The sequence below is a fragment of the Aliivibrio fischeri genome (genome assembly GCA_038993745.2).
In the GTDB taxonomy this organism is placed as follows: domain Bacteria; phylum Pseudomonadota; class Gammaproteobacteria; order Enterobacterales; family Vibrionaceae; genus Aliivibrio; species Aliivibrio fischeri_B.
Map to the genome: position 1 here is coordinate 615,713 of CP160630.1, position 20,772 is coordinate 636,484.

Here is a 20,772-nt window from a genome sequence, read left to right on the forward strand (position 1 = left end):
ATCGGTGCATCTAAATATGCACCGATTGCTTTTTATAGTGAAAATTATGACTCATATCCTTTTACTTTGTGGCGGTGGCGGCACTGAACACGAAGTTTCATTAGTTTCTTCAAAATATATCTCTCAACAACTTTCTGAACTTGATGCATTTGAAATTACGCATCTTGAGATTAAAGATGAAGGTTGGTTTCATATTGAATCTGGCTTGAAGTACGAACTACGTTCAGACAAAACATTATTAAGCGGTGAGACAGTTAGCTCTCCAGTAGATTACGTTGTTCCGTGTATTCATGGTTACCCTGGTGAAACCGGCGATATTCAATCTATGCTAGATATGCTTAGTATTCCTTATTTAGGATGTGACGCTGAATCAAGTACAAATAGCTTCAATAAGATCACATCTAAACTTTGGTATGATGCGCTTGGTATCCCAAATACACCGTACTTATTCTTAACTGAGAATAATGAAGAAACTCATCAGTCAGCATTAGCGGCATTTAAGCAATGGGGCGGACTATTTGTAAAAGCTGCATGTCAGGGGTCTTCAGTTGGTTGTTACAAGGTAACGTCAGAAGCTGAATTATCAAAAGCAATTAATGATGCATTTGGTTATTCACAACAAGTACTTGTTGAAAAAGCAGTTAAACCTCGTGAGCTTGAAGTTGCAGCATACGAAATCGATGGTCAACTATTTACGACGGCTCCAGGTGAAGTAACGGCACCAGACGGCGCTTTCTACACTTATGATGAGAAATACGGTAGCGGTAGCCATTCAACAACATCTTTAGATGCACAGAATCTTACTGAAGAGCAAGTTAAGTTAATCGATCAATACAGTCGTAAAGTGTTCACTCAAATGAAACTTAAAGATCTTTCTCGTATTGATTTCTTCCTAACGGATGACAATGAAATTTACTTAAATGAAGTGAATACATTCCCAGGAATGACGCCAATTTCTATGTTCCCTAAATTATTAGAACATAATGGCGATTGTTTCAAAACCTTCTTACAAAAAGCAGTACTTAACGCGATTAAGTAAGTTTGGTTTAAATGAAAAAGGCCTGATAATTCAGGCTTTTTTTGTTTTAAATACAGACTTTTGTCTCTCAGAACGTTCCGTATTACCAATATATTGGTTTGGCATTGCAGGACTTACCCAACGACCCATTTCTTGTATCTCGTGAATAGAATAACCACGCTGTGCGAGTTCTTTTGTTGCACCTACACGTGCAGATAAACCTGAAAAGTTTATTTCAAGGTTCAATAACTCATTTGCTCTACGAAATATACGGTATATAGAAGAATCATTTAAACCGTTAACTGCCACATTTTGATGTCTATCTATAGCTCTAAATAAATGACCATCATGGATATTTGAATGTTGAAGCCATCTATTGAGTAACTCGGTTGTTTCTTCTGAAATAGCGTAATAATTCTGATGGATTTGTACCAAGCATGAATTTGTTTCGTCGTTAAAACAAATATCGTCAAGTTGTAAGTCTCGAAGTTCTCCGCGCTTTAGTAGTAATTCAAACATTAAATACCAAATGGCAAGATCACGAATGTCTTTGAGTTCAACTGAGTTGAATAATTGATGTTTGAGTTCATCAAGCATATCAGAGGAAATACCTTCCGTTTGTTTATTATCATTGACCTTATCGACTCTTATTTTTCCTAGTGCAGACTTTACCTGAATGGATTGTGTTGGGTCTTTATACTCAAATGCCGTATGAATATGAGATATCGAAATCAGTGCACGTTTTATCGAAGCAAGCTTTTTCACTTTTGCTTGTTTTTCTATGAAGATGCGTATAGCCGTTGTAGAGGCGGGTAGAGCAATAACATTATTCAACTGGCAAAATTCGACAAAATTATTCCAATCATTTTTAAATGAAATAAGACTGTTATTTGAGTATTGCTTTGTTAAACACGCTGCTAGTGTATCGATATCTAATTGTGCTGATAAAAAGTGTTTTTTGTTCATTCTGGTGCACCATAACTTACGCCTTTAATTAATATAACACAGTTTCATATTTGAGGTAAGATCACGAAAAACAAAGAATTAACTAGTATTTAGAGAAGATTTATTTAACCCTTAACTTATGTTGAAACACGAAGAGAAAACCTATGAAGAAGACATTATACAAAGGATTCTTTATTGAAAACAAAACAGGAATTCCAGATGATTGGAAGGTTTTGATAAGAACTCATGTGTTACACGGTCACTTAAGTGCGGTAAAGAAAAGCATTGATTGGTGGAATGAAACCGGCACGATTATCGATCCAAAAGAATTTGGTGATATGGGTGAATCAGCGCTTAATGAAAAGCGTAGTCAATTTAAATCCGAAGAATACAAAGGATTTACCATTAAGAATGATACCGGTGAACCTAAGACTTGGTACTGCTTATATCAAGGTAAATTAGCAAAAGGCTCGTTAACTGCAATTAAAAGCTTTTTGGATAAACATGAAAAATAAATTACAATCTTAATATCTTTAAAAAATCCGAGATTAATTATGTCTTTAGTATATTCAACAGATGTTGGCCGAATCAAACAAGAAGTACCAAAAGCAGAACGTCCAAAAGGCGACGGCATTGTTCGTATTCAACGTGAAACCAAAGGACGCAAAGGTAAAGGCGTTTGCGTTGTAACGGGTTTGGATATGGAAGATACTCAACTTAAGTTACTTGCAGCTCAGCTTAAAAAAGTATGTGGCTGTGGCGGTTCTGTAAAAGATGGCGACATTGAAATTCAGGGCGATAACCGTGAAAAGATTAGAGACTTTCTAACGAAACAAGGCCACACAGTTAAATTAGCTGGTGGCTAATAGAACGTTGTTAGAGTTAAGCTAATAATCAAACGATGAATACGAAGTATTATTGAATGATTATTAGCTATTTTATGGTAAATAACCTTATGGTTAAATACGTTGAGAAAGCATTAAGAACAAAGGGGAGAATTCGTAATAATATACTATCCATTACTAAATACCATTTAACATAAGATATATAATGCGCACTAAGGTATATTGTTACTACAGGGTAATTTATAGCTTCTGTCAGTGTTGAAACTCTGAATTTTATGTTTATTCTAACCTTCGTATTATGTATCAGCCTTCACATAATTTAAAAATTGGCGAGATTATTTTGTCGCTTCTTCCAATACTAATTAAGCAACAACAATCATTCGTACGTAAATAATTATATGAGGTACACAAATGAAAAAATTACTTTTTACAATGCTGTTATTGATGTTTTCTAGTTATTCCTTTAGTGAACAAGAATCTGTGACTGTTCCAACTCAAGGGATTAGTACTATTTCACCAACGTTAACAGAGCCAATTGAAATGCCTTCCTGCTTAAAACAAGGCAAGGAAAATTTACAAGGATTTGAACGTTCAAAAAAAACTGAGCATATGTCAGATGAAGAATTTTCAAGATCATGCAGTCTTTGGCCATGTGAACTCTGTTGCTATGCTGCATGTACTGGGTGTTAGCTAGTTACTAAGAGCCAGTTTCGTACTGGCTCTATTTTATATTGAAATAATTTTAGTGGTGATCTCCACAATCTGAGTCATGAAGCAGATTAAAATGTGGCATAGATATATCCATTCTATGGCCTAGATGTCCATTAAATGCGTAAGCGGTTCCAACTGATAATGCAAAAACGGCAGCAATTATTACGATTATTTTTTTCATTATTTATTCCTTTTTTATGCAGATTTGACGTTTCATATTCATTATCCACGGTATTTTTCTGCATAAAAACGTATTTACTTTGCTTTACATAAGAATGAGATTTTTTACCAACAATGCCCATTTTTAACCGCTTTTACCCATCTGGTTCACCTAATTGAAAACCACTGTTTACGTATAGGATACTTAAACCAAAAGAAATGAGAAAAATTACAGTATTCTCACCGCAATCCTTTTTCTTGTGGTATAAACTTGCCATAATATAAACATCACTAAACAAACAGGCACTATTTTATGAGCATTGCAAAAACTCTATTAACTCGTTGCGATTCTAAATGTGAACTATGTGGTTCAACTAACTCACTAGCTCCATTTGCAGTTCCGCCTAAAACAGATATCACGGTTGATAACTGTGTAATGATTTGTGATACATGTACAGCACAAATCGAAGACGCTGATAAAATGGATGTTAACCACTGGCGTTGTTTAAACGACTCTATGTGGAGCCAAGTACCAACTGTTCAAGTTATTTCTTACGTTCTTTTAAGCAAACTTGCTTCTGAATCTTGGGCTCAAGATGCGCTTGATATGATGTACGTTGAAGAAGACGTTAAAGAATGGGCTGAGAAAGCACTTCTTTCTGACGGTGAAAAACCACGTGATGTTAACGGCGTTGAACTTAAAAAAGGTGACGACGTAACAGTAATTAAAGACCTACCAGTTAAAGGTACTAACCAAGTAATCAAGCAAGGTACAGTTATCCGTGGTATCAGCCTTGGTGACGATCCTCGTTTAGTTTCTGGTAAAGCTAACGGCGGTCAATCTATGTATGTAATCGCTGAGTTCTGTCGTAAAAAGTAATTGATTAATTACTAAAGTGACATAAAAAAGACGCGAATATGCGTCTTTTTTTATGTCTGTATATTATTGAAATAGCTAGTCCCTACTCCATTCATACACGTCACTCTGTCCTTTTCCTTTAAAGAAATTAGAATGTTGTTGTATAAACTGATCTTTCTTTAATTCATCAATTGGCCACTCAGAAAAGTTTTCTTTTAGCTCAAATTTATCTGATTTGATTTGTACTGATGTAAGTTGATTTGCGGTACGTCTAAATAGATAACCTCGGCCATTTTTCTCACATTGGAAATTGATCTGTTCTTGCGGAGTTTGATTTAACTTTAGCTTAGCAGGAAAAAATGAACCAGATAGACACGAGTCTTCATACGTCACTATGATTTCTAGCTTATTGGTATAAGTAATATTTACCACAGTAGTGAGTTTTGAACTGGTATCCACGCGTCTAAATAACAGCTGCTTAGTGTCTTTAGTGCGTGTGGTTTGAATTCCATTAGAAAACGGTTCGTAGTACATCCATGACCATTCCCAATCCATGTCTCGTGATGCGTAATTAAGTTGAGATGATGAGTGTTGCCATAAAGCAAATAAAACAGCGCAGACACCTAAAATGAGCGCAACAGAGAAAGCTTTGAAAAAAGAAGTGACTGAAAACATGATGGATACTGATTAATGAACGATCTTGAGAGTTTACCATATGGAAGATATGGGAACTAACATATTCATTAAAATGCATGAATAGTCAAATGCCTTTGTATAACCCCGGCAATTTTTCTAACTAACTGAATTTTTATGCTTATTAATATATTACAGATACAAAAAAGCCGAGACATTACATCTCGGCTTATCGACTCTATCAGATTAACATATTAGATATGTTTGCTGATTTCCACACAACTTTCTTTAGCGTCACCGAAAAGCATTTCAGTATTTTCTTTAAAGAACAGTGGGTTTTGAACACCAGCATAACCTGTGTTCATAGAACGTTTGAATACGATTACGTTTTTCGCATTCCATACTTCTAGAACTGGCATACCAGCGATTGGGCTGTTTGGATCTTCCATTGCTGCAGGGTTAACTGTATCGTTAGCACCAATAACTAGAACTGTATCTGTTTCAGATAAGTCATCGTTGATCTCGTCCATTTCTAGAACGATATCATAAGGTACTTTAGCTTCTGCAAGAAGAACATTCATGTGACCCGGTAAACGACCTGCAACAGGGTGGATACCAAAGCGCACTTCAACACCTTGAGCACGAAGTTTTTCAGTGATTTCGTGAACTGGGTACTGAGCTTGAGCTACTGCCATGCCGTATCCTGGAGTGATAACAACAGACTTAGAGTTTTTAAGCATTTCTGCTACTTCTTCAGCGGTTGTTTCACGATGCTCACCCTGCTCTTCATCACCAGATGAAGCAACAACGTCTTGACCGAAGCCACCAGCAATTACGCTGATGAAAGAACGGTTCATTGCTTTACACATGATGTAAGACAGAATTGCACCTGATGAACCTACTAATGCACCAGTAACAATCAGTAGATCGTTTGATAGCATGAAACCTGCCGCTGCCGCTGCCCAACCAGAGTATGAGTTAAGCATTGAAACAACTACTGGCATATCCGCACCACCGATTGAAGCAACCAAGTGATAACCGAATGCAAATGCGATCAGTGTTACTAGAATAAGTGCGAACATGCTGCCTTCAACACTTACGAAGTGGTAAAGAAGACCTGCAGATACAACTAATGCTAGTAAGTTCAGCTTATGGCGGTGAGGTAATTGAAGTGCAGATGAGTTAATCACTCCACGTAGTTTACCGAATGCAACTAAAGAACCTGTGAAAGTAACCGCACCAATGAAGACGCCTAAGAATACCTCTACAAGGTGGATATTTAGCATAGCACCAACAAGAACACCGTGGTCGATGTAACTGTTGAAACCAACAAGAACCGCAGCCATACCAACAAAGCTGTGAAGAATTGCCACAAGTTCTGGCATTTCAGTCATTTCAACTTTTTTCGCATAGTAAAGACCAATCGCGCCACCCATAGCCATTGCTACGATGATCCAGCCTGTCCCTGTTGAATCAGGGCCAAAGATGGTTGCGATAAGTGCGATAGCCATACCAGTAATACCGTAGTAGTTACCGCTACGAGCTGTCTCTTGTTTAGACAGACCTGCTAAACTCATGATAAATAGAACGGCAGATACAATATACGCTGCTTGAACTAATCCTGCTGACATTGTCCTACTCCTTATTTATCTTTACGGAACATTTCAAGCATACGCTTGGTTACAGCGAAACCGCCAAATATATTAATACTTGCGATAAGAACTGCGATAAATGCTAAAAATGAAACGACACCATTACCCTGACCCACTTGCAGTAATGCTCCTACAATGATGATGCCTGAGATAGCGTTTGTTACTGACATTAGTGGTGTATGAAGTGAATGACTTACATTCCATACCACGTAATAACCAACCACACACGCAAGTACGAATACAGTAAAGTGTGCTAAGAATGCTGCTGGAGCGACAGATGCAACCCAACCGAATGCTGCAATACCAGCACCGATCATTGCAAATTTCTTAATTGGTGATGTTGGCTCTTCAACTTTTGGCTCAACCTTAGCTTTTGGCGCTGCTTTCGCTTGTGGTTGTGCTGACACTTGAATTGGTGGCGCAGGCCAAGTTACTTCACCTTCTTTAACAACTGTTACACCACGAAGAACAACGTCTTCAAAATCGATGTTGATGTTGCCATCTTTTTCTTTACATAAAAGTTTTAGAAGGTTTACTAGGTTTGTGCCGTATAGCTGAGATGATTGAGTTGGTAGACGACCAACCATATCAGTATAACCAACGATCTTAACGCCATTTTCTGTTACGAAAACTTCGTCTTTTACTGTGTATTCACAGTTACCGCCGTTTGCTGCCGCTAAATCGACAATAACACTGCCCGCTTTCATGCTATCAACCATTTCTTTGGTGATTAGCTTCGGCGCTGGACGACCTGGGATAAGCGCTGTTGTGATGATGATATCAACGTCTTTAGCTTGAGCCGCATATAGCTCTTCTGCTTTTTTGTTGAACTCATCAGACATTTCTTTAGCGTAGCCATCACCTGAGCCAGAGTTTTCTTTGAAATCAACTTCAAGGAATTCTGCACCCATTGATTGCACTTGTTCTTTTACTTCTGGACGAACGTCAAATGCACGAACGATTGCACCAAGGCTACCAGCAGCACCGATAGCAGCAAGACCTGCAACACCAGCACCAGCAACAAGTACTTTAGCCGGTGGAACTTTACCAGCCGCTGTAATTTGACCGGTAAAGAAGCGGCCAAATTCATGCGCAGCTTCAACTACAGCACGGTAACCTGCAATGTTTGCCATTGAACTTAGGGCATCAAGCGCCTGAGCACGAGAAATACGAGGAACCGAATCCATAGCAAGAACGTTAATGTTCTTTGTTGCTAACTTCGCTAGTAGTTCTTCATTTTGTGCAGGCCAAATAAAGCTGATTAAGCTTGCGCCATCTTGAATTAAATCGAACTCATCAACACCCGTTGCTTCATTTACTTGAGGTGCATTTACTTTCAGAATCAGTTCTGATTTCCATACATCATCTGTTGAAACAACAGTTGCGCCAGCTTGTTCAAAAGCTGAATCATCAAAGCTCGCTAAGATACCAGCGTTTGATTCTACAGCAACTGTAAAACCAAGCTTGATAAGCTGCTCAACCGTTTTAGGCGTTGCAGCAACACGGGTTTCACCCGCGAAGACTTCTCTAGGTACACCAATTTGCATAGTAATTCCTTGACTATTGGCATGAATTTATCAGTTAGTTTTATCCAAGCTAACCGATTAATTCAAGTGTTTTGTAATAAAATGACATATTTTCATTACTTAAAATTTTATACGACCTTATTCTCACCGCTATTTAGTAAAAAAACAACATTTTGGTGACAAAAAAGAGGTCAAACCACTAATTGTTACTTATTGATTTTCAAGAATAAGTCGAAAAAACAATCAAATTGTTTATTTTTTAATATCAATCTAGTTACATTATTTAAATAATGAATCACCAAGTTGATCGATCAGTACTTTTGCTTTACTTACCATGAGTTCATCGGCGTTGGCTTTTGATGAGATAACATCGGAGCGAATAAAGCGATGTTCTTTTATTTCGCCGTTGATTTCTTTGGTGAGTTTTCCAGCAATTCGAAATTGCGAACCATCAGGTTCTGAGTTTGGATAGATGAGAAAAGATTTGTACTCAACTGGTTCAACAGTAGGTTCAGTTGCAGTTGATGAGCCAAATAGACGTGAAAAAAGCCCCATTTCATTTTCCTTTTTGAAATAAGGCTTATTATACATGAGAGAGTTAATTATTAAGTAGATCGATTCTAATAAACTGAGATTATTCTTCGTCAAAGAGCTCAGTGATTGGCGTTATTCTGATCTCAATACGGCGGTTCTTTTTGCGCCCTTCTGCATTTATGTTAGTAGCAATGGGCTCTGATTCACCAAAACCATAGGTATTAATTCGATTTCCATCAACACCATTTTCTTCTAGTAAAGCCAGAACAGAATCAGCACGTTGATTTGAGAGAGACATATTGAATTTTTTACTGCCACGGCTATCAGTATGACCAGCTATAAATACTTCTGACTCTGGTTTATCATTCAGTAATTTAGCTAACTGTGATAGTACAAGTTTGCTCTCATTTTTTATTTCTATACTGCCCGAATCGAAGCTCTTATCACCATTTAGTAAAATGATAATCTCTTCATTTGTTTGAGCAACACTGCCAATATCTTCTGTAACAAATTGCTGTAGCTGTTCATTGTGGTAATCAACAAATGACGCAACGGTTGGTGTTTCTGCAATATCTGCCATTTCATCATCTGATGTGCTCTGGCACCCCATTAATAAACTTGCTGATATGATAATTCCAAGTAGCTGTTTTTTCATTATAAGTATCCCTAGTCCAAACTAAGAACAATTTATCAAACTTCTTATACAGTTACTCACTCAGTAAAAATGAAATCGAGTCACTTCATTTACTTTTGAAATTATGATGTTACTCAGTATCACCTTTGAGATTGTTTTTATTTCGAGTAACGAAAAATAGAAAAGCATAAAGGATACACAGTGCGTATAGACCACTTAAATTCGTTAATACACCGCTTAACCCTGCCCCTTGCTGATTCAGTTTTAAAAATCCGTTAATGGCAAAACCACTAGGCAATAGATGCATGATATCGGTAATAATACTTGGCACCATTTCTGCTGGCCAAATAAAGCCTGCACTAAACACAATTGGCATAGAGCTAAACAAAACAAGTAATAAAATACTTTCAGATGTTGGAAGTACCTTACCAAGGAATAAGCCAAGTAAAATCACAGACGATATGAATGGCACCAATAAAACCAGTATTTCTAATGGTGTGCCAAATCGACTGATAGAATAAAAATCAAAGAAATAACCAAAATACAAACACGCTAGTAATAATTCGGTAAAGAGGAATATTCCAAATCTAACGATCAGATGTGTGACTGTATTTTCATTAGCTGATGATTGTTTTTGTCTTACCCCTACAGCCATTAGTAAGGTTTGCTGAAGAATAAGCACAAATACCGCCGGAACGACATATTGAACATACCCATGTAATGGTTAAATACAGGAATGTAATTGGATTGGAATGGCCTAAATGAATGAATAGCCGCATTCATCGGTGTACCATCTATAGCTAAGTGAGCAATTCGATATTCTGCTGAAATAGTTCCACCAGCGGTCATTAATCCTTCCACGATGGTACCGTAAATCAAGAAATAAGAGGCGTCACCAGCATAACCAACCGTTGGCGCTTCTCCTAATTGAAGCTTTTTTGAAAACTCTGATGGGATAACTAAAAAACCGGTTATCTCATTGTTTAAAAATTGACTTTTAGCCTGCTCAATACTGTTTGCTTGTTCCACCACATTAACTTGTTGTGAGGTATTGACCATTCGAGCAAACTTTCTACTTAGTTCCGATTTATCGAGATCCACCACTGAGATCTTTTGCTCTTCAGGGCTTTGATGCTGATACGGTAATGGATACAAGAAGGCATAGAAAAGTACACCACCAATCATTGCTAGTACAATCGTAGTGTTACTGAATATGGCTTTTGCTTCTTTTTGAATAAGTAGAAATAGCGACATAATTTATTTCTTTAGCTTAAGAGAAAGTAATAACAAAGGAAGAGTAAATAAAGTCAGCACCCCAATGTTAGGAAATGCACTAACTAAAGAATCTCCGTAATTTGATAATTCAATTTGAGCTCGAACAAAATGGCTTGCTGGTAAAATAGAATGCCAAAACGTTGCTAATGAGTTCATATCAGTTACGGGAAATGTTACCCCTAAAAATGCAAAACTCGGCGCAGTATAAGCACCTGAAATGCTCATTGCTTTTACAATGTCATTTGTACCATAGCCAATGGCAATACCTAGACTGATGCAAGCAAAGCTCATCAAACTCATGTTTAAAATAAATGCAGTGATTGAACCATTAAATGGAAATCCAATTACACCGTATAAAAAATAAAACAGCACAGCGCCTAGCATCATCGCTATGCAAAAATAAACCAAGGTAAAGTTGAAAATACTTAAGCGATCTTGTTTATCAAACCACTCACGAAGCGAGTTACATCCTGTTCGTACCGATTCGTTTTGCATAGCCCAAAGCATGCCAACAATAACCGCCATTTGCCAAATAGCAGGTAAGATGGCAGAAACAAGGAATTGATTATAATTACTACCAAGGTTAAACAATGGTGTAACCTGTACCTTAATCGGAACGGCTGAATTAATGGCCTGAGTCCAGGTGGTTTCTTTAATGCTTAATTGTTTAATTACTGACAGTTTGGCTTGTGCTGTCATGTCTGTTTGCATTAATGCCGAGTTTATTTGCTTAGCGATAAGAATGAACTGGCCATTGTAAAAACCTGTTATTTTGGGGCTTTTACCTAGCATTACGTTCTTTTCAAAATCATGAGGATAATAATATAGCCATAATTATCACCTTTGGTTAATGCGAGGTTGGCTTTTTCTTTATCCGGTTGAATACTTTTAACTGAAAGTGTTGGTGTTGCATCGTAATCACGGATCATCATTCTTGACAAATGAGATTGATCGAGATCGACGACATCAATGGGTAATTCTCTAACTACATTTGAAGAGAATATCCACCAAATCACAAGCGAGATAAGTAGCGGTAAAACAAAAGTTACCGCCATAACCCAAGGGCTTGTAAAGTATGACCGCCAATATGTTTTGATTGATATCATCGTATTTTGCACTTGATTCTTATTTACTTTCAACCGTAACGATGGCACTCATACCAACTCGAAGATCGGAAATAGGATTAACTGGGTGCGCTTCTATTTCAAAAGTTTTAAGATCAAAGCCCTGACTATTATCAGTTGCACGCCATGTAGCATAATCACCTAAAACGGAAACATGAGTGATTTTGAAATCTTCAGTGCGATCAAGTGCAGGAAGGTATACTTTTAATATCTCGCCTTTTGTGTAATTTTTTAGCTTGTCTTCACGAACATGAAATAGAGCCCATGCTTCATTCATATCAATGACACTAACAACAGGAAATCCTTGAGGAGCGATTTCGCCTTCATTTAATAAAACTTGTGACACTTCACCTTGATACCAGCTGTCAATTTTTGTATCAGCTACATAGGCTTCAACTTCTGCAACTGAACCCATGGCCATTTTTACTTTTTCGTTAGCTGCACGCTTGGTCTCAGTACGAGCACCCTCTTTAGCCATTTGATACATTTGGTATGCAGCACTTTCTGTGTATTTGGCTGCTTGCCATTGCGTATAGGTTTCGTCTTTTTTCTGCTCAGCAACAACACCATCTTTATATAAGTTATTTACACGAGCATAAGTTTTTTCAAGTAGTTGACTAGCCGCTTTTGCTTTACGCCATTGATCTCTTGCTGCGGCAACTTGTTGAGTTCTTGCCCCTTGTTCTGCTTCTTCTGCTAATGCGCTAGCTGCGGCTTCACCGGCTTTTGCTTGTGCTAATTTAGCTTCAATTTCAGGGCTATAAAGTGAAAATACCGCTTGGCCTTTTTCAATCATATCGCCCTTTTTAACGTAAATGTTTTCGATACGTCCAGGGACTTTAGATGAAATATTGTATTGTTCCGCTTCAATTTGACCTTGCAATAATTCAGGGCGTGGTTGATAAGCAGACCAAAAGCTGTAGCCAATCCATCCAATAACAACCGATAAAGTAACAATGCTAATAATTTTTTTTGAGTTACTCATATATTTACCCTTGTCTTGCCTGTAGTTGATATTGTACAAAAGTGTCTGTTTGATTACTTAGTGCTAATAATTTAACTAAAGAAATCACATAATTAAATGAAGCTAAAGAACGTTGAGTCTTAATGCTAGCAAGATAAAGTTCAGCATCGACCACATCTAGAGAAGTAGATAGCCCTTGTTTGAAGGCTTTCTCACGAAGTTGTACATTTTCTTTGGCTAATTCTAAGCTTGAAGCCAAACCGTTATATTCATCAATCGCTTGGAGTGCTTCTCGATATGTCTTTTCAACCAATAACGCAAGGTCTTGTTTAGCTTGGGTTTTTAAGTATTTAACCTGTTGAATCGCACTGTGTGCTGCAACCACTTTGTCTGAGCGACCTTTGTTATCCAGTAATGGGACATTAACTCCTACACCAACAAGCCAATCAGGTGTTATTTCTGCTGATAAACTGTCGCCTTCATACAGATTATAGTTACCATATAAGTAGACGTCGGGGTAATAACGCCCCTTTTCTGCTTTAACTAAGCTTTCTGCTTGTAATTCTTTGGCATCTAAGAGCGCTAAGCCCGGATAAGTATCGAGGGTGCTATCCACAAATGCATTTAACTGTGGCAGTGATTTGTTTATAAATAATTGAGTTTCTGGGGTTACGGTTTCTGTTGTTTGTAACATACTAACCAATGCTGCATTAGCGATGTCGTAATCTTGCTGAGCTTTTCGTAAATCAACTTTGGCTTTATCATAAGAAGCATCAGCCTGTAGACGCTCTACTTTCGCAATTTGACCTTGCTGTTGTAGTTTAATCGCATTATCTCGATGTTTTGCTAAGCCTTGCTCTACTTCACTATAAGTATTAACCACTTCTTTCGCTAATACGGTACTAAAGTAATACTTTGCCAAATCTTCATAAGACGCTTGTTGCTTCATTAATAGTTGGCTACGAGCTTCTGCTGTTTTTCCTTCTGCTGCACTTTCAGCTGCAGAAATCCGACCGCCAGTAAAAATTGGCCAAATGGCTCGAATGGAACTGGTAAAAATATCTCGTTCAGAAAGCGTTGATGTTAGATTAGGAAGCAAAAATGGAATAGATGCATTCGTACTGTTCCATACTTGTTCAGCAGAAACCGTTACATCATCATCAAGATAAGTGTAATTTGCGCTTAAGGTGATTGAAGGAAGGTTTAAATCAGACGTTCCTGATGCCAACGACTCTTGTCTCTGTACATTCATTCGTTCAGCAGCAATACCGTTGTGATTATTTAATACATTTTTCCAAGCGGAATCGAAATCAACAGACTTAGCCTGTACTGATATTGATAGTAATGTAGTAATTAAGATTGAGACACGTGTCATTTTTAGCATAAACCCTCCGTTAAATAGAGTATATACTCTAAATAAACCTAGATGCAAAAAAAAGCTTATCTATAAGATAAGCCTTTTAATACATTTAATCAGATTTATTTTGCCATTCGGATAAGAGATAGACCTATTAACCACTCTAGATCTTTACGACTCTCTTCGCCATATAGATCTTCAACCATGCTATATAGACGCTCAATACCGTTATGTGCAAATTCATGTGCATTTGCTGATGTTACAATATGGTGGAACAAAAGACGTAAAATAGCTCGGAATTGTTCGTCTTCTAGGGATGAAATCCAGCTATCAATAAATTGTTGTTTGTCACCTTGCATATCAAGGCGCTCAGCAAAAAGACGGAAAATACGACCATCTAACGCTGCTGTAAAATCCGTTTTCTTTGGAAAATGATGGCTAATGCCGGTTCTAGAAACACCAGTCTGTTGACTTAGTGTTGTGTACGACATTTTGTCATAGCCTAAGCGTAATAGTTGATCAATAACCGCATCCATGATTTTCTGGATGGTGATTTCAGTATCTTCTTTACTTCTTTTTGGCATAATAAAGCTCTTCTAAGTGGTTAGTCCATTAAGAAATCAATCATAAAAATGTACTAATAATGCAATCTAGTAGATTTGTAAGATTCAAATCCTTTTATAATTTATTTTTATCGTGTATTACTTTCTAAACATCATATAACAACTTGTCCGTTAAATTCGTTCTCAAAAGTAAGAAATAAAAAATGTAACGTAAATACGAAGTTGTGGCCTAAAAAGCGTTTAGAGTCTAGTTTGCGGTATACAGTATTGAATTACAACAAACGCCTGCTGATTCTTACAAAAATTTGTCATATAGGTTCGTTTTTTGAGAAATTCATCCCAAGTTAAGTAACTGTGCGTAATTCTTTGTTCAGATGTTATCTTTTATGCAACTAGATATTCAATATGATAAAAATGGTAGAGTTCTGATAAAAAGCAGCATAGTATTACCCTACTACTACTATTGAGGATACAAGCAATGAGTTCTGAAGTTGAACAAAACGTACCATGTGAAGCATGTGGTTGTAGTGCAGAAATGGGTTTTGTGATTAAAGAAGGTGATGATGTTGCTGAAGTAAGCATCTTCGCTGACAATAAAGTATTATTAGAATCTGAATTTTCTAACTACTTAGCATTGGCTAAAGAAGTATGTGCAGACGTTGAGCACAGTATTGTAATTACCGAAGATGAAAAAGAATTGCATGCTCGTCTTAAGTTTTCATGCAGTGCAGAAAAACTAATTTATGAATTAAAAACACGTTCTCTACGTCGTTAACTTTTGTTCAAAATGAAAAAAAGGCCCTAACTAGTTACCTAGAGGGCCTTTTTTATTAATTCTGTATTATTAAAGAGCTACGATATTAGCTGCTTGCGGGCCTTTTTGACCTTGCTCAACATCGAAAGACACTGCTTGGCCTTCTTTTAACGTTTTGAAGCCTTCTGATTGAATTTGGCTAAAGTGAGCGAACACATCAGGTCCATTCTCTTGAGCAATAAAACCAAAACCTTTTTCTTCGTTAAACCATTTAACAGTACCAGTTGCTTTAGCCATGATGTTTCCTTAAACCTTAAAAATTTGAGTTTACTAGTGACACATTTGTCGCTTCGGTATCCATTACCGAATTTCACTATAACAAAAGTAGTTTCATAAATGAAACGTAAAATAAGGACCTATATCACTGATTTGAGATTAAACTTATTTGCAAATTTGTCGATAATATAGGAAGAGATTCATTTACCGTGAAAATTATGTCTAAATTCAATTACCTGCTAACTGGCCTTATTGGCTGTGTATTTTTAAGTAATCCAGTTTATGCAGAAAAGCTAAATAAGCACCGTTTAATTAATCATATTGATAGTTATGGAAATATTACGCTTAGAAACACAGATTATACAGAGTTACCTGATGACCTTGTTCTTAAAGGTAATTTGAATCTTGCGAACAGCCAAATAAAAAAACTACCAAAAGGTCTTATTGTTAAAGGTAACTTAAATTTAGCTAACACCGTGATTAAGTCAATTCCTAGAGGCACTAAGGTTGAGGGTTACCTAAACTTAGCTGGTACGACTGAACTAAAACGTTACCCTCGTGGTATTAAAGTGGCAGGCTTTATTAATTTTGCTGGTTCTGGCGTGACCGAATTACCACAACGATTAACGGTTAATGGTGACTTAAGTGTAATTAGAACTCCCCTTACTCAATTACCGAAACAGCTAACTGTTACAGGTAATCTATATTTAGGTTATTCAAAAATCACAACGCTTCCTGATGATTTAGTTGTAAAAGGCAACATTTATTTAGGTGGTCAACAAATTACTGAATTCCCAGAAACCATAAAAGTTGATGGTTATATTTTTAAGTAGCATTACAATAAGCTCATAAAAAATATTATGGGCAGTATTATGTTAGACAACCTACACGAGATGGTCATTTTTGCTACCGTAGCAAATGAATTAAATTTTACTCGAGCAGCAGAAAAGCTTGGGATATCTAAATCTCATGTATCCAAACAAGTTAAAGCGTTAGAAACGCGATTAGATTGCCAACTGGTTCAACGTAATAATCGCTCTGTTTCCATTACGGAGTTAGGCAGCCAGTATGCGGAGTATTGTCAAAAATTAATCGATATTGCTTATGAAGCTGATGCTCTACTTGATGCCCATCACGGTAGGATCTCTGGTGTATTTAAAGTTGGGATTGCTCAATCGTTTGGCAACAGCCACATTATTCATGCTCTAGCTGAATTCCAAGCACAGTTTCCTGAAATTGAACTCGAAGTGAGTCTTTTTGATCATAAACCAAAACTACTTGAAGATGGTTTAGATTGCTGGATTGCAATTCATGATGATTTACCAGAAGGTATGGTCGCAAGAAAAATAGCCGATTGTCGATTTGTTGTTGCGGCTTCTCCTGGTTACATTGAACAACATGGCTGTCCTACACGTCCTGCTGAATTGGTAAAACATAAATGCATTACCTATCAAAGTAACGAACGAAGATTTAATGATTGGGAGTTCACCCGCGATGGTGTACACCAAGTAGTTAATGTTCAAAGTAACTTTAAAATTGATAATGCTTCTGCCATTTTAGACGCAACAAAAGCCGGTGCAGGTATCGCATACTTAGCAAGCTATTTATTAGAAAATGAATTTGATAATGGCAGTTTAGTTCGATTATTAAAAGAATGGCAGGCAGATATGAAGTTACCGATTTATGCGGTATACCCAAGGAGACAGCATTTGCCTCCTAAGGTAAGAACCTTTATTGACTTCTTATCCCAACAAGTTGGTAATCCTCCTCATTGGGATAAAAAGCTATTTAACTGATTTATAAGCTAGGTTCAGTTTTGCTTTTCTGTGCGTTATTAACCGGATTAGCGTAAAGCGCACGTAGATAAGGCTTTTCTTCTTCTGTTAATTGAGCGAGTTTTTCATTCAACTCGTTGATTACGCCTTGATTAACATCATTTGATTCAACATTTGCAGCAGCGTAATTGATTGGGAATAAGTGGTAGTTTTGTGTGATTTGCTTATCCATCTCGACCGCTAATTCATCTGCATTTTCAGGTGCGTTAGTTACAACGTCACCAAAATGAATGTGGATGCGTTTTTTATTGCCGATGATACCTTTAATAATGCTATCGATATCCTCAAACTCGCCTTTTTCATAAGAGCCTTGAGTTGCTAATGCATTCAGCTCTTTCGCCTTTTGAAGATCCAGTGGATCATTTTCGTATGAAATCGATACGGGAACAATATTTAAACCGTTCATGTAATCAGCGAAACTTTCTTTACGCTTACGCCCTTCTACATGAAACATTTTTAAAATAGCTGGGTCTGTAAAATCATTACCGTCTTTCGCTCGACCTTCTTTTTGGGCAATCCAAATTGAATTATTGGTTTCTAGCGAATGTTTGATGTATGAAGATAATAAGCCTAATGCTTGAAGCATTTGACGTGGTGCTTTTGCTGAGCGTTTAACAATAAAACTTTTATTCAGTTTCATTAACTCAGTACTGCACGCTTTCTTTAATAGGTTGTCACCAATAGCAATACGTACCGTCTGCATTTTGTTGTTGTATAAAACCCAGTTCATTAATGCTGGATCCATTGCAATATCACGGTGATTAGATACGAACAAGTAAGATTGTTCTGGATCTAATTTATCAAGACCTGAATGAGTAATACCACCTGTTGTGGTTTTGATGGTTTTATTCAAATACTTTGCAACATTAATTTGCACATCTTCAACTGTTTTGATTTTTGATAATGTGCTACGTAATTTGTAACGTAGTAATGGAGCAAGAAGCCAAAACAAAAACTTAGATGCTGATGGAAATTTGTAGTGAAGAATGGCTGTTATAAATTCATCATCAGAAATTAATCGCTCAATAGCCGCAGGCACTTCGTTGTCGTTATATGGACGAATTTCTTGATAGATATCTTGTGTGGTCATGTTTGGACTTCTGGTTACCGAAAATGGAATAAGCGCATATTCTACTTGATTTTTATGTCGTTGTACGTGATCAATTTCAGAGGTCGTACCATTGGGGCTCAAATCAATGATAAAGCATGAGAATGCATTGATTTTTTAATGGAAACCAGTAAAGTTACGCACTTCAATTTAGAGGTCGATATGAAAAACGCTATTACATTTGAGTCAGACACACTTACTACGCTTTTTTACACTGCTCGTAAGAAGAAAAATCATTACGAACTGGTTTCGGTTGAATCTGGCGCAATGCTAATTCGTCTTGGCAAGTGGGAATATTTAGTTGAAGCCGGAGAGATGTTTTGGCTGCCGTTCGACTCTTTAATCTCAGAAACCGTGGTTCCTAATTCGACCATTTCTAGAATTTGTTTTTCTATAAGAACTCGTGAAAACTTGCCACACCAAGGCGGCTATCTTTACTCGACACCATTGCTTTGTGCTGCTTTAAATAAGCTTCAAACGAAAACTATCAGTAACGAAGCACAGCAACGTCTATTATCGGTGATTCAGGATGAGATCTTGGATTCGACTTGTCACACATCACTTTCTGATAAATCCAGTGCGATAACGCATTATGTTGCAGAATTAGCGAAAAGTGCTGCTCCTTCGCAAGTAAATTTATCTGCCGATATGATGATGCTATTAAAAGTTCGTGAAGCTGACAAAATGAGAAAATCAGGCGGTAAAATGGATGTTATTGCGGAAAGACTGTTTGAGGGTAACGTTCAATTAATGGAGCAGGCTTTTACTATTTTAAGTGAGTAACACCCTGCTCTAATAAGGTCTTTATGAATTTGATGGTTACTGAAAAGGCACTTCAAATTGCATAAAGACCTGATCATCCGCTTTATCGTGCCAGCGATAATCAATACGAAATCGTGCGCTTTTGCCTTTTTTCTCGCCACCAAACGCTAAACTCAACTGTAAACCGTGGCTTTCAAGCCATTCGCCATAAGATTCAAACTCTTCAATTTTTTTATCGTAATACTCTTCTGGTTGCCAAACGGTAAATCCAACAGCACTATCACTTAAATAACCTGTTAGTAATGGGTCATCACCAGTACTGTATGCCCAGTTCTCCCAGAAGGTAGGCTCTTCAAACACTTCACTTTCAATTCTATTGGTCATACTAGTTAGTTGATTAATGAACTGATTTACTTCAAACAGTGGGATTAAACATGATGAGGTTGAAGAGTAAATTTCACGAGAATAACTATCGTAACTTTCCTGAAAACAAGTGGCCTTATTCCCTGCACTCACATTTAAAGGCAGTAAGAAAAGCAGACTAAGTAAACTCACTTGTTTCTTCATTTATTGTTACTCGTATAATCGATGTTTCTTTATATAATCCGCAACATGCGGTGTTGTTAAGTGGCTAATTTCCATATTGTCACCAATTGCATTCCTTATGTCTGTGCTGCGGATCGCAACTGTTTCAGGACATGCCATGACAGACCAACGTTTTACTATTTCGTCTGACTTATGAAACTTAGCAAATTGTAATAGGTTGTCGGGTCCTATTATGAAAGTTATATCGGCGTTTTTTTCATTTTCTTGAAGTCTATTTAGCAGTGAAAATGTAGTTACGCTCTGATCTGGAATGTAAATCTCTTTTTCTAATGTCGAGATTTCGACATTTTTGATAATTAAATCTTTAGCAAATTCATTCAACATTTCTACACGAGTATCAAATGAAAGCATGGTTTTTCCCCAAGCATGGGCAATACTCGGTACGAGTAATACTCTATCAAAATGCCCAAGACGCTCGATAACGCTTTTATGACCAAGAGATGGCGGATTAAACGCGCTTCCAAATACAGCAATCTTCATACAAACTTCCTATCAATTTGATTATAAACAGCATAAGTGAAAATTTTGTCAAAGGCTATGCCATGTATCATTTCTCTATTATTAATTACATTATTTCAGTATTATTAATCAACATTAATCGTAAATAAGACTCGAATGAGCAAAGGAATGAG

General features: G+C 37.0%; 23 protein-coding genes and 2 pseudogenes. 9 read left to right on the top strand and 16 right to left on the bottom strand.

Going from position 1 to position 20,772, the window contains the following annotated elements:
* Positions 1-46: 46 nt before the first annotated feature.
* On the top strand, positions 47-1,039 hold the full coding sequence (locus AAFX60_016805) for a D-alanine--D-alanine ligase (GenBank protein XDF80042.1): 993 nt from the start codon (positions 47-49) through the stop codon (positions 1,037-1,039).
* Positions 1,040-1,069: 30 nt separating this feature from the next.
* On the opposite strand, the gene AAFX60_016810 is transcribed toward AAFX60_016805, so the two are convergent.
* Positions 1,070-1,984 (bottom strand): tyrosine-type recombinase/integrase, encoded by a 915-nt coding sequence (locus AAFX60_016810; protein XDF80043.1) that lies wholly within the window; start codon positions 1,982-1,984, stop codon positions 1,070-1,072.
* Between the two features lie 143 nt (positions 1,985-2,127).
* On the opposite strand from AAFX60_016810, the gene AAFX60_016815 reads away from it, so the two are divergent.
* The 3 genes from AAFX60_016815 (at position 2,128) to AAFX60_016825 (ending at position 3,498) form a co-directional block, all read left to right on the top strand.
* Positions 2,128-2,478, top strand: coding sequence for a DUF3319 domain-containing protein (locus AAFX60_016815; GenBank protein ID XDF80044.1), 351 nt, complete (start codon positions 2,128-2,130; stop codon positions 2,476-2,478).
* A gap of 39 nt (positions 2,479-2,517) precedes the next feature.
* Positions 2,518-2,829, top strand: coding sequence for a stress response translation initiation inhibitor YciH (gene yciH, locus AAFX60_016820; protein XDF80045.1), 312 nt, complete (start codon positions 2,518-2,520; stop codon positions 2,827-2,829).
* 390 nt (positions 2,830-3,219) lie between these two features.
* Positions 3,220-3,498, top strand: coding sequence for a hypothetical protein (locus tag AAFX60_016825; protein XDF80046.1), 279 nt, complete (start codon positions 3,220-3,222; stop codon positions 3,496-3,498).
* Between the two features lie 52 nt (positions 3,499-3,550).
* On the opposite strand, the gene AAFX60_016830 is transcribed toward AAFX60_016825, so the two are convergent.
* The gene (locus tag AAFX60_016830; protein ID XDF80047.1) at positions 3,551-3,700 is read right to left on the bottom strand and encodes a hypothetical protein; all 150 of its coding nucleotides are present in this window, start codon (positions 3,698-3,700) and stop codon (positions 3,551-3,553) included.
* 291 nt (positions 3,701-3,991) lie between these two features.
* Here AAFX60_016830 and AAFX60_016835 point away from each other — a divergent pair, with 291 nt between their 5' ends.
* The gene (locus tag AAFX60_016835; protein ID XDF80048.1) at positions 3,992-4,558 is read left to right on the top strand and encodes a PhnA domain-containing protein; all 567 of its coding nucleotides are present in this window, start codon (positions 3,992-3,994) and stop codon (positions 4,556-4,558) included.
* Positions 4,559-4,633: 75 nt separating this feature from the next.
* Here the strand turns inward: AAFX60_016835 and AAFX60_016840 are convergent, their stop codons facing one another.
* The 10 genes and pseudogenes from AAFX60_016840 to AAFX60_016885 form a co-directional block, all read right to left on the bottom strand.
* A complete protein-coding gene (locus tag AAFX60_016840; protein ID XDF80049.1) occupies positions 4,634-5,212 on the bottom strand; it encodes a hypothetical protein in 579 nt (192 codons plus the stop codon).
* Positions 5,213-5,424: 212 nt separating this feature from the next.
* Positions 5,425-6,801 carry a Re/Si-specific NAD(P)(+) transhydrogenase subunit beta gene (gene pntB / locus AAFX60_016845; GenBank protein ID XDF80050.1) on the bottom strand — a complete coding sequence of 459 codons (1,377 nt, stop codon included), beginning with the start codon at positions 6,799-6,801 and terminating at the stop codon, positions 5,425-5,427.
* An 11-nt stretch (positions 6,802-6,812) separates the two neighbouring features.
* Positions 6,813-8,369, bottom strand: coding sequence for a Re/Si-specific NAD(P)(+) transhydrogenase subunit alpha (gene pntA, locus AAFX60_016850; protein XDF80051.1), 1,557 nt, complete (start codon positions 8,367-8,369; stop codon positions 6,813-6,815).
* Between the two features lie 258 nt (positions 8,370-8,627).
* Positions 8,628-8,903 carry an HlyU family transcriptional regulator gene (locus tag AAFX60_016855; protein XDF80052.1) on the bottom strand — a complete coding sequence of 92 codons (276 nt, stop codon included), beginning with the start codon at positions 8,901-8,903 and terminating at the stop codon, positions 8,628-8,630.
* A 79-nt stretch (positions 8,904-8,982) separates the two neighbouring features.
* Complete coding sequence (locus tag AAFX60_016860; GenBank protein XDF80053.1) at positions 8,983-9,537, bottom strand: OmpA family protein; 555 nt, start codon at positions 9,535-9,537, stop codon at positions 8,983-8,985.
* 109 nt (positions 9,538-9,646) lie between these two features.
* Positions 9,647-10,770 (bottom strand): annotated as a pseudogene (locus AAFX60_016865) (ABC transporter permease).
* Positions 10,771-10,773: 3 nt separating this feature from the next.
* A pseudogene (locus AAFX60_016870) lies at positions 10,774-11,897 on the bottom strand (ABC transporter permease).
* 19 nt (positions 11,898-11,916) lie between these two features.
* On the bottom strand, positions 11,917-12,900 hold the full coding sequence (locus AAFX60_016875; protein ID XDF80054.1) for an efflux RND transporter periplasmic adaptor subunit: 984 nt from the start codon (positions 12,898-12,900) through the stop codon (positions 11,917-11,919).
* Between the two features lie 4 nt (positions 12,901-12,904).
* Positions 12,905-14,263 (bottom strand): TolC family protein, encoded by a 1,359-nt coding sequence (locus tag AAFX60_016880; protein ID XDF80055.1) that lies wholly within the window; start codon positions 14,261-14,263, stop codon positions 12,905-12,907.
* Positions 14,264-14,358: 95 nt separating this feature from the next.
* Positions 14,359-14,820 (bottom strand): TetR/AcrR family transcriptional regulator, encoded by a 462-nt coding sequence (locus AAFX60_016885; protein ID XDF80056.1) that lies wholly within the window; start codon positions 14,818-14,820, stop codon positions 14,359-14,361.
* Between the two features lie 457 nt (positions 14,821-15,277).
* Here AAFX60_016885 and AAFX60_016890 point away from each other — a divergent pair, with 457 nt between their 5' ends.
* On the top strand, positions 15,278-15,574 hold the full coding sequence (locus AAFX60_016890; protein XDF80057.1) for a YfcZ/YiiS family protein: 297 nt from the start codon (positions 15,278-15,280) through the stop codon (positions 15,572-15,574).
* 69 nt (positions 15,575-15,643) lie between these two features.
* On the opposite strand, the gene AAFX60_016895 is transcribed toward AAFX60_016890, so the two are convergent.
* The gene (locus AAFX60_016895; protein XDF80058.1) at positions 15,644-15,850 is read right to left on the bottom strand and encodes a cold-shock protein; all 207 of its coding nucleotides are present in this window, start codon (positions 15,848-15,850) and stop codon (positions 15,644-15,646) included.
* Between the two features lie 197 nt (positions 15,851-16,047).
* On the opposite strand from AAFX60_016895, the gene AAFX60_016900 reads away from it, so the two are divergent.
* Complete coding sequence (locus AAFX60_016900) at positions 16,048-16,662, top strand: hypothetical protein (protein ID XDF80059.1); 615 nt, start codon at positions 16,048-16,050, stop codon at positions 16,660-16,662.
* Between the two features lie 39 nt (positions 16,663-16,701).
* Positions 16,702-17,625, top strand: a complete 924-nt coding sequence (locus AAFX60_016905; GenBank protein ID XDF80060.1) for a LysR family transcriptional regulator — start codon at positions 16,702-16,704, stop codon at positions 17,623-17,625.
* Position 17,626: 1 nt separating this feature from the next.
* On the opposite strand, the gene AAFX60_016910 is transcribed toward AAFX60_016905, so the two are convergent.
* Entirely contained in the window at positions 17,627-18,754 is a 1,128-nt protein-coding gene (locus tag AAFX60_016910; protein XDF80061.1) for a 1-acyl-sn-glycerol-3-phosphate acyltransferase, read from the bottom strand.
* Positions 18,755-18,934: 180 nt separating this feature from the next.
* Between AAFX60_016910 and AAFX60_016915 the strand changes: the two genes are divergently transcribed.
* Positions 18,935-19,555, top strand: coding sequence for a hypothetical protein (locus AAFX60_016915; protein XDF80062.1), 621 nt, complete (start codon positions 18,935-18,937; stop codon positions 19,553-19,555).
* 36 nt (positions 19,556-19,591) lie between these two features.
* Here AAFX60_016915 and AAFX60_016920 read toward each other — a convergent pair whose 3' ends face one another.
* Both AAFX60_016920 and AAFX60_016925 read right to left on the bottom strand, forming a co-directional pair.
* The gene (locus AAFX60_016920) at positions 19,592-20,089 is read right to left on the bottom strand and encodes a hypothetical protein (protein ID XDF80063.1); all 498 of its coding nucleotides are present in this window, start codon (positions 20,087-20,089) and stop codon (positions 19,592-19,594) included.
* Between the two features lie 18 nt (positions 20,090-20,107).
* Positions 20,108-20,620: a nicotinate-nicotinamide nucleotide adenylyltransferase gene (locus AAFX60_016925; GenBank protein ID XDF80064.1), complete on the bottom strand. Its 513-nt coding sequence runs from the start codon at positions 20,618-20,620 to the stop codon at positions 20,108-20,110.
* Between the last annotated feature and the right edge of the window lie 152 nt (positions 20,621-20,772).

Excerpts from the sequence above, each read along its gene's own strand:
- AAFX60_016805 (XDF80042.1), top strand. The coding sequence starts at position 47 with ATGACTCATATCCTTTTACTTTGTGGCGGTGGCGGCACTGAACACGAA.
- AAFX60_016810 (XDF80043.1), bottom strand. The coding sequence starts at position 1,984 with ATGAACAAAAAACACTTTTTATCAGCACAATTAGATATCGATACACTA.
- AAFX60_016815 (XDF80044.1), top strand. The coding sequence starts at position 2,128 with ATGAAGAAGACATTATACAAAGGATTCTTTATTGAAAACAAAACAGGA.
- yciH (XDF80045.1), top strand. The coding sequence starts at position 2,518 with ATGTCTTTAGTATATTCAACAGATGTTGGCCGAATCAAACAAGAAGTA.
- AAFX60_016825 (XDF80046.1), top strand. The coding sequence starts at position 3,220 with ATGAAAAAATTACTTTTTACAATGCTGTTATTGATGTTTTCTAGTTAT.
- AAFX60_016830 (XDF80047.1), bottom strand. The coding sequence starts at position 3,700 with ATGAAAAAAATAATCGTAATAATTGCTGCCGTTTTTGCATTATCAGTT.
- AAFX60_016835 (XDF80048.1), top strand. The coding sequence starts at position 3,992 with ATGAGCATTGCAAAAACTCTATTAACTCGTTGCGATTCTAAATGTGAA.
- AAFX60_016840 (XDF80049.1), bottom strand. The coding sequence starts at position 5,212 with ATGTTTTCAGTCACTTCTTTTTTCAAAGCTTTCTCTGTTGCGCTCATT.
- pntB (XDF80050.1), bottom strand. The coding sequence starts at position 6,801 with ATGTCAGCAGGATTAGTTCAAGCAGCGTATATTGTATCTGCCGTTCTA.
- pntA (XDF80051.1), bottom strand. The coding sequence starts at position 8,369 with ATGCAAATTGGTGTACCTAGAGAAGTCTTCGCGGGTGAAACCCGTGTT.
- AAFX60_016855 (XDF80052.1), bottom strand. The coding sequence starts at position 8,903 with ATGGGGCTTTTTTCACGTCTATTTGGCTCATCAACTGCAACTGAACCT.
- AAFX60_016860 (XDF80053.1), bottom strand. The coding sequence starts at position 9,537 with ATGAAAAAACAGCTACTTGGAATTATCATATCAGCAAGTTTATTAATG.
- AAFX60_016875 (XDF80054.1), bottom strand. The coding sequence starts at position 12,900 with ATGAGTAACTCAAAAAAAATTATTAGCATTGTTACTTTATCGGTTGTT.
- AAFX60_016880 (XDF80055.1), bottom strand. The coding sequence starts at position 14,263 with ATGCTAAAAATGACACGTGTCTCAATCTTAATTACTACATTACTATCA.
- AAFX60_016885 (XDF80056.1), bottom strand. The coding sequence starts at position 14,820 with ATGCCAAAAAGAAGTAAAGAAGATACTGAAATCACCATCCAGAAAATC.
- AAFX60_016890 (XDF80057.1), top strand. The coding sequence starts at position 15,278 with ATGAGTTCTGAAGTTGAACAAAACGTACCATGTGAAGCATGTGGTTGT.
- AAFX60_016895 (XDF80058.1), bottom strand. The coding sequence starts at position 15,850 with ATGGCTAAAGCAACTGGTACTGTTAAATGGTTTAACGAAGAAAAAGGT.
- AAFX60_016900 (XDF80059.1), top strand. The coding sequence starts at position 16,048 with ATGTCTAAATTCAATTACCTGCTAACTGGCCTTATTGGCTGTGTATTT.
- AAFX60_016905 (XDF80060.1), top strand. The coding sequence starts at position 16,702 with ATGTTAGACAACCTACACGAGATGGTCATTTTTGCTACCGTAGCAAAT.
- AAFX60_016910 (XDF80061.1), bottom strand. The coding sequence starts at position 18,754 with ATGACCACACAAGATATCTATCAAGAAATTCGTCCATATAACGACAAC.
- AAFX60_016915 (XDF80062.1), top strand. The coding sequence starts at position 18,935 with ATGAAAAACGCTATTACATTTGAGTCAGACACACTTACTACGCTTTTT.
- AAFX60_016925 (XDF80064.1), bottom strand. The coding sequence starts at position 20,620 with ATGAAGATTGCTGTATTTGGAAGCGCGTTTAATCCGCCATCTCTTGGT.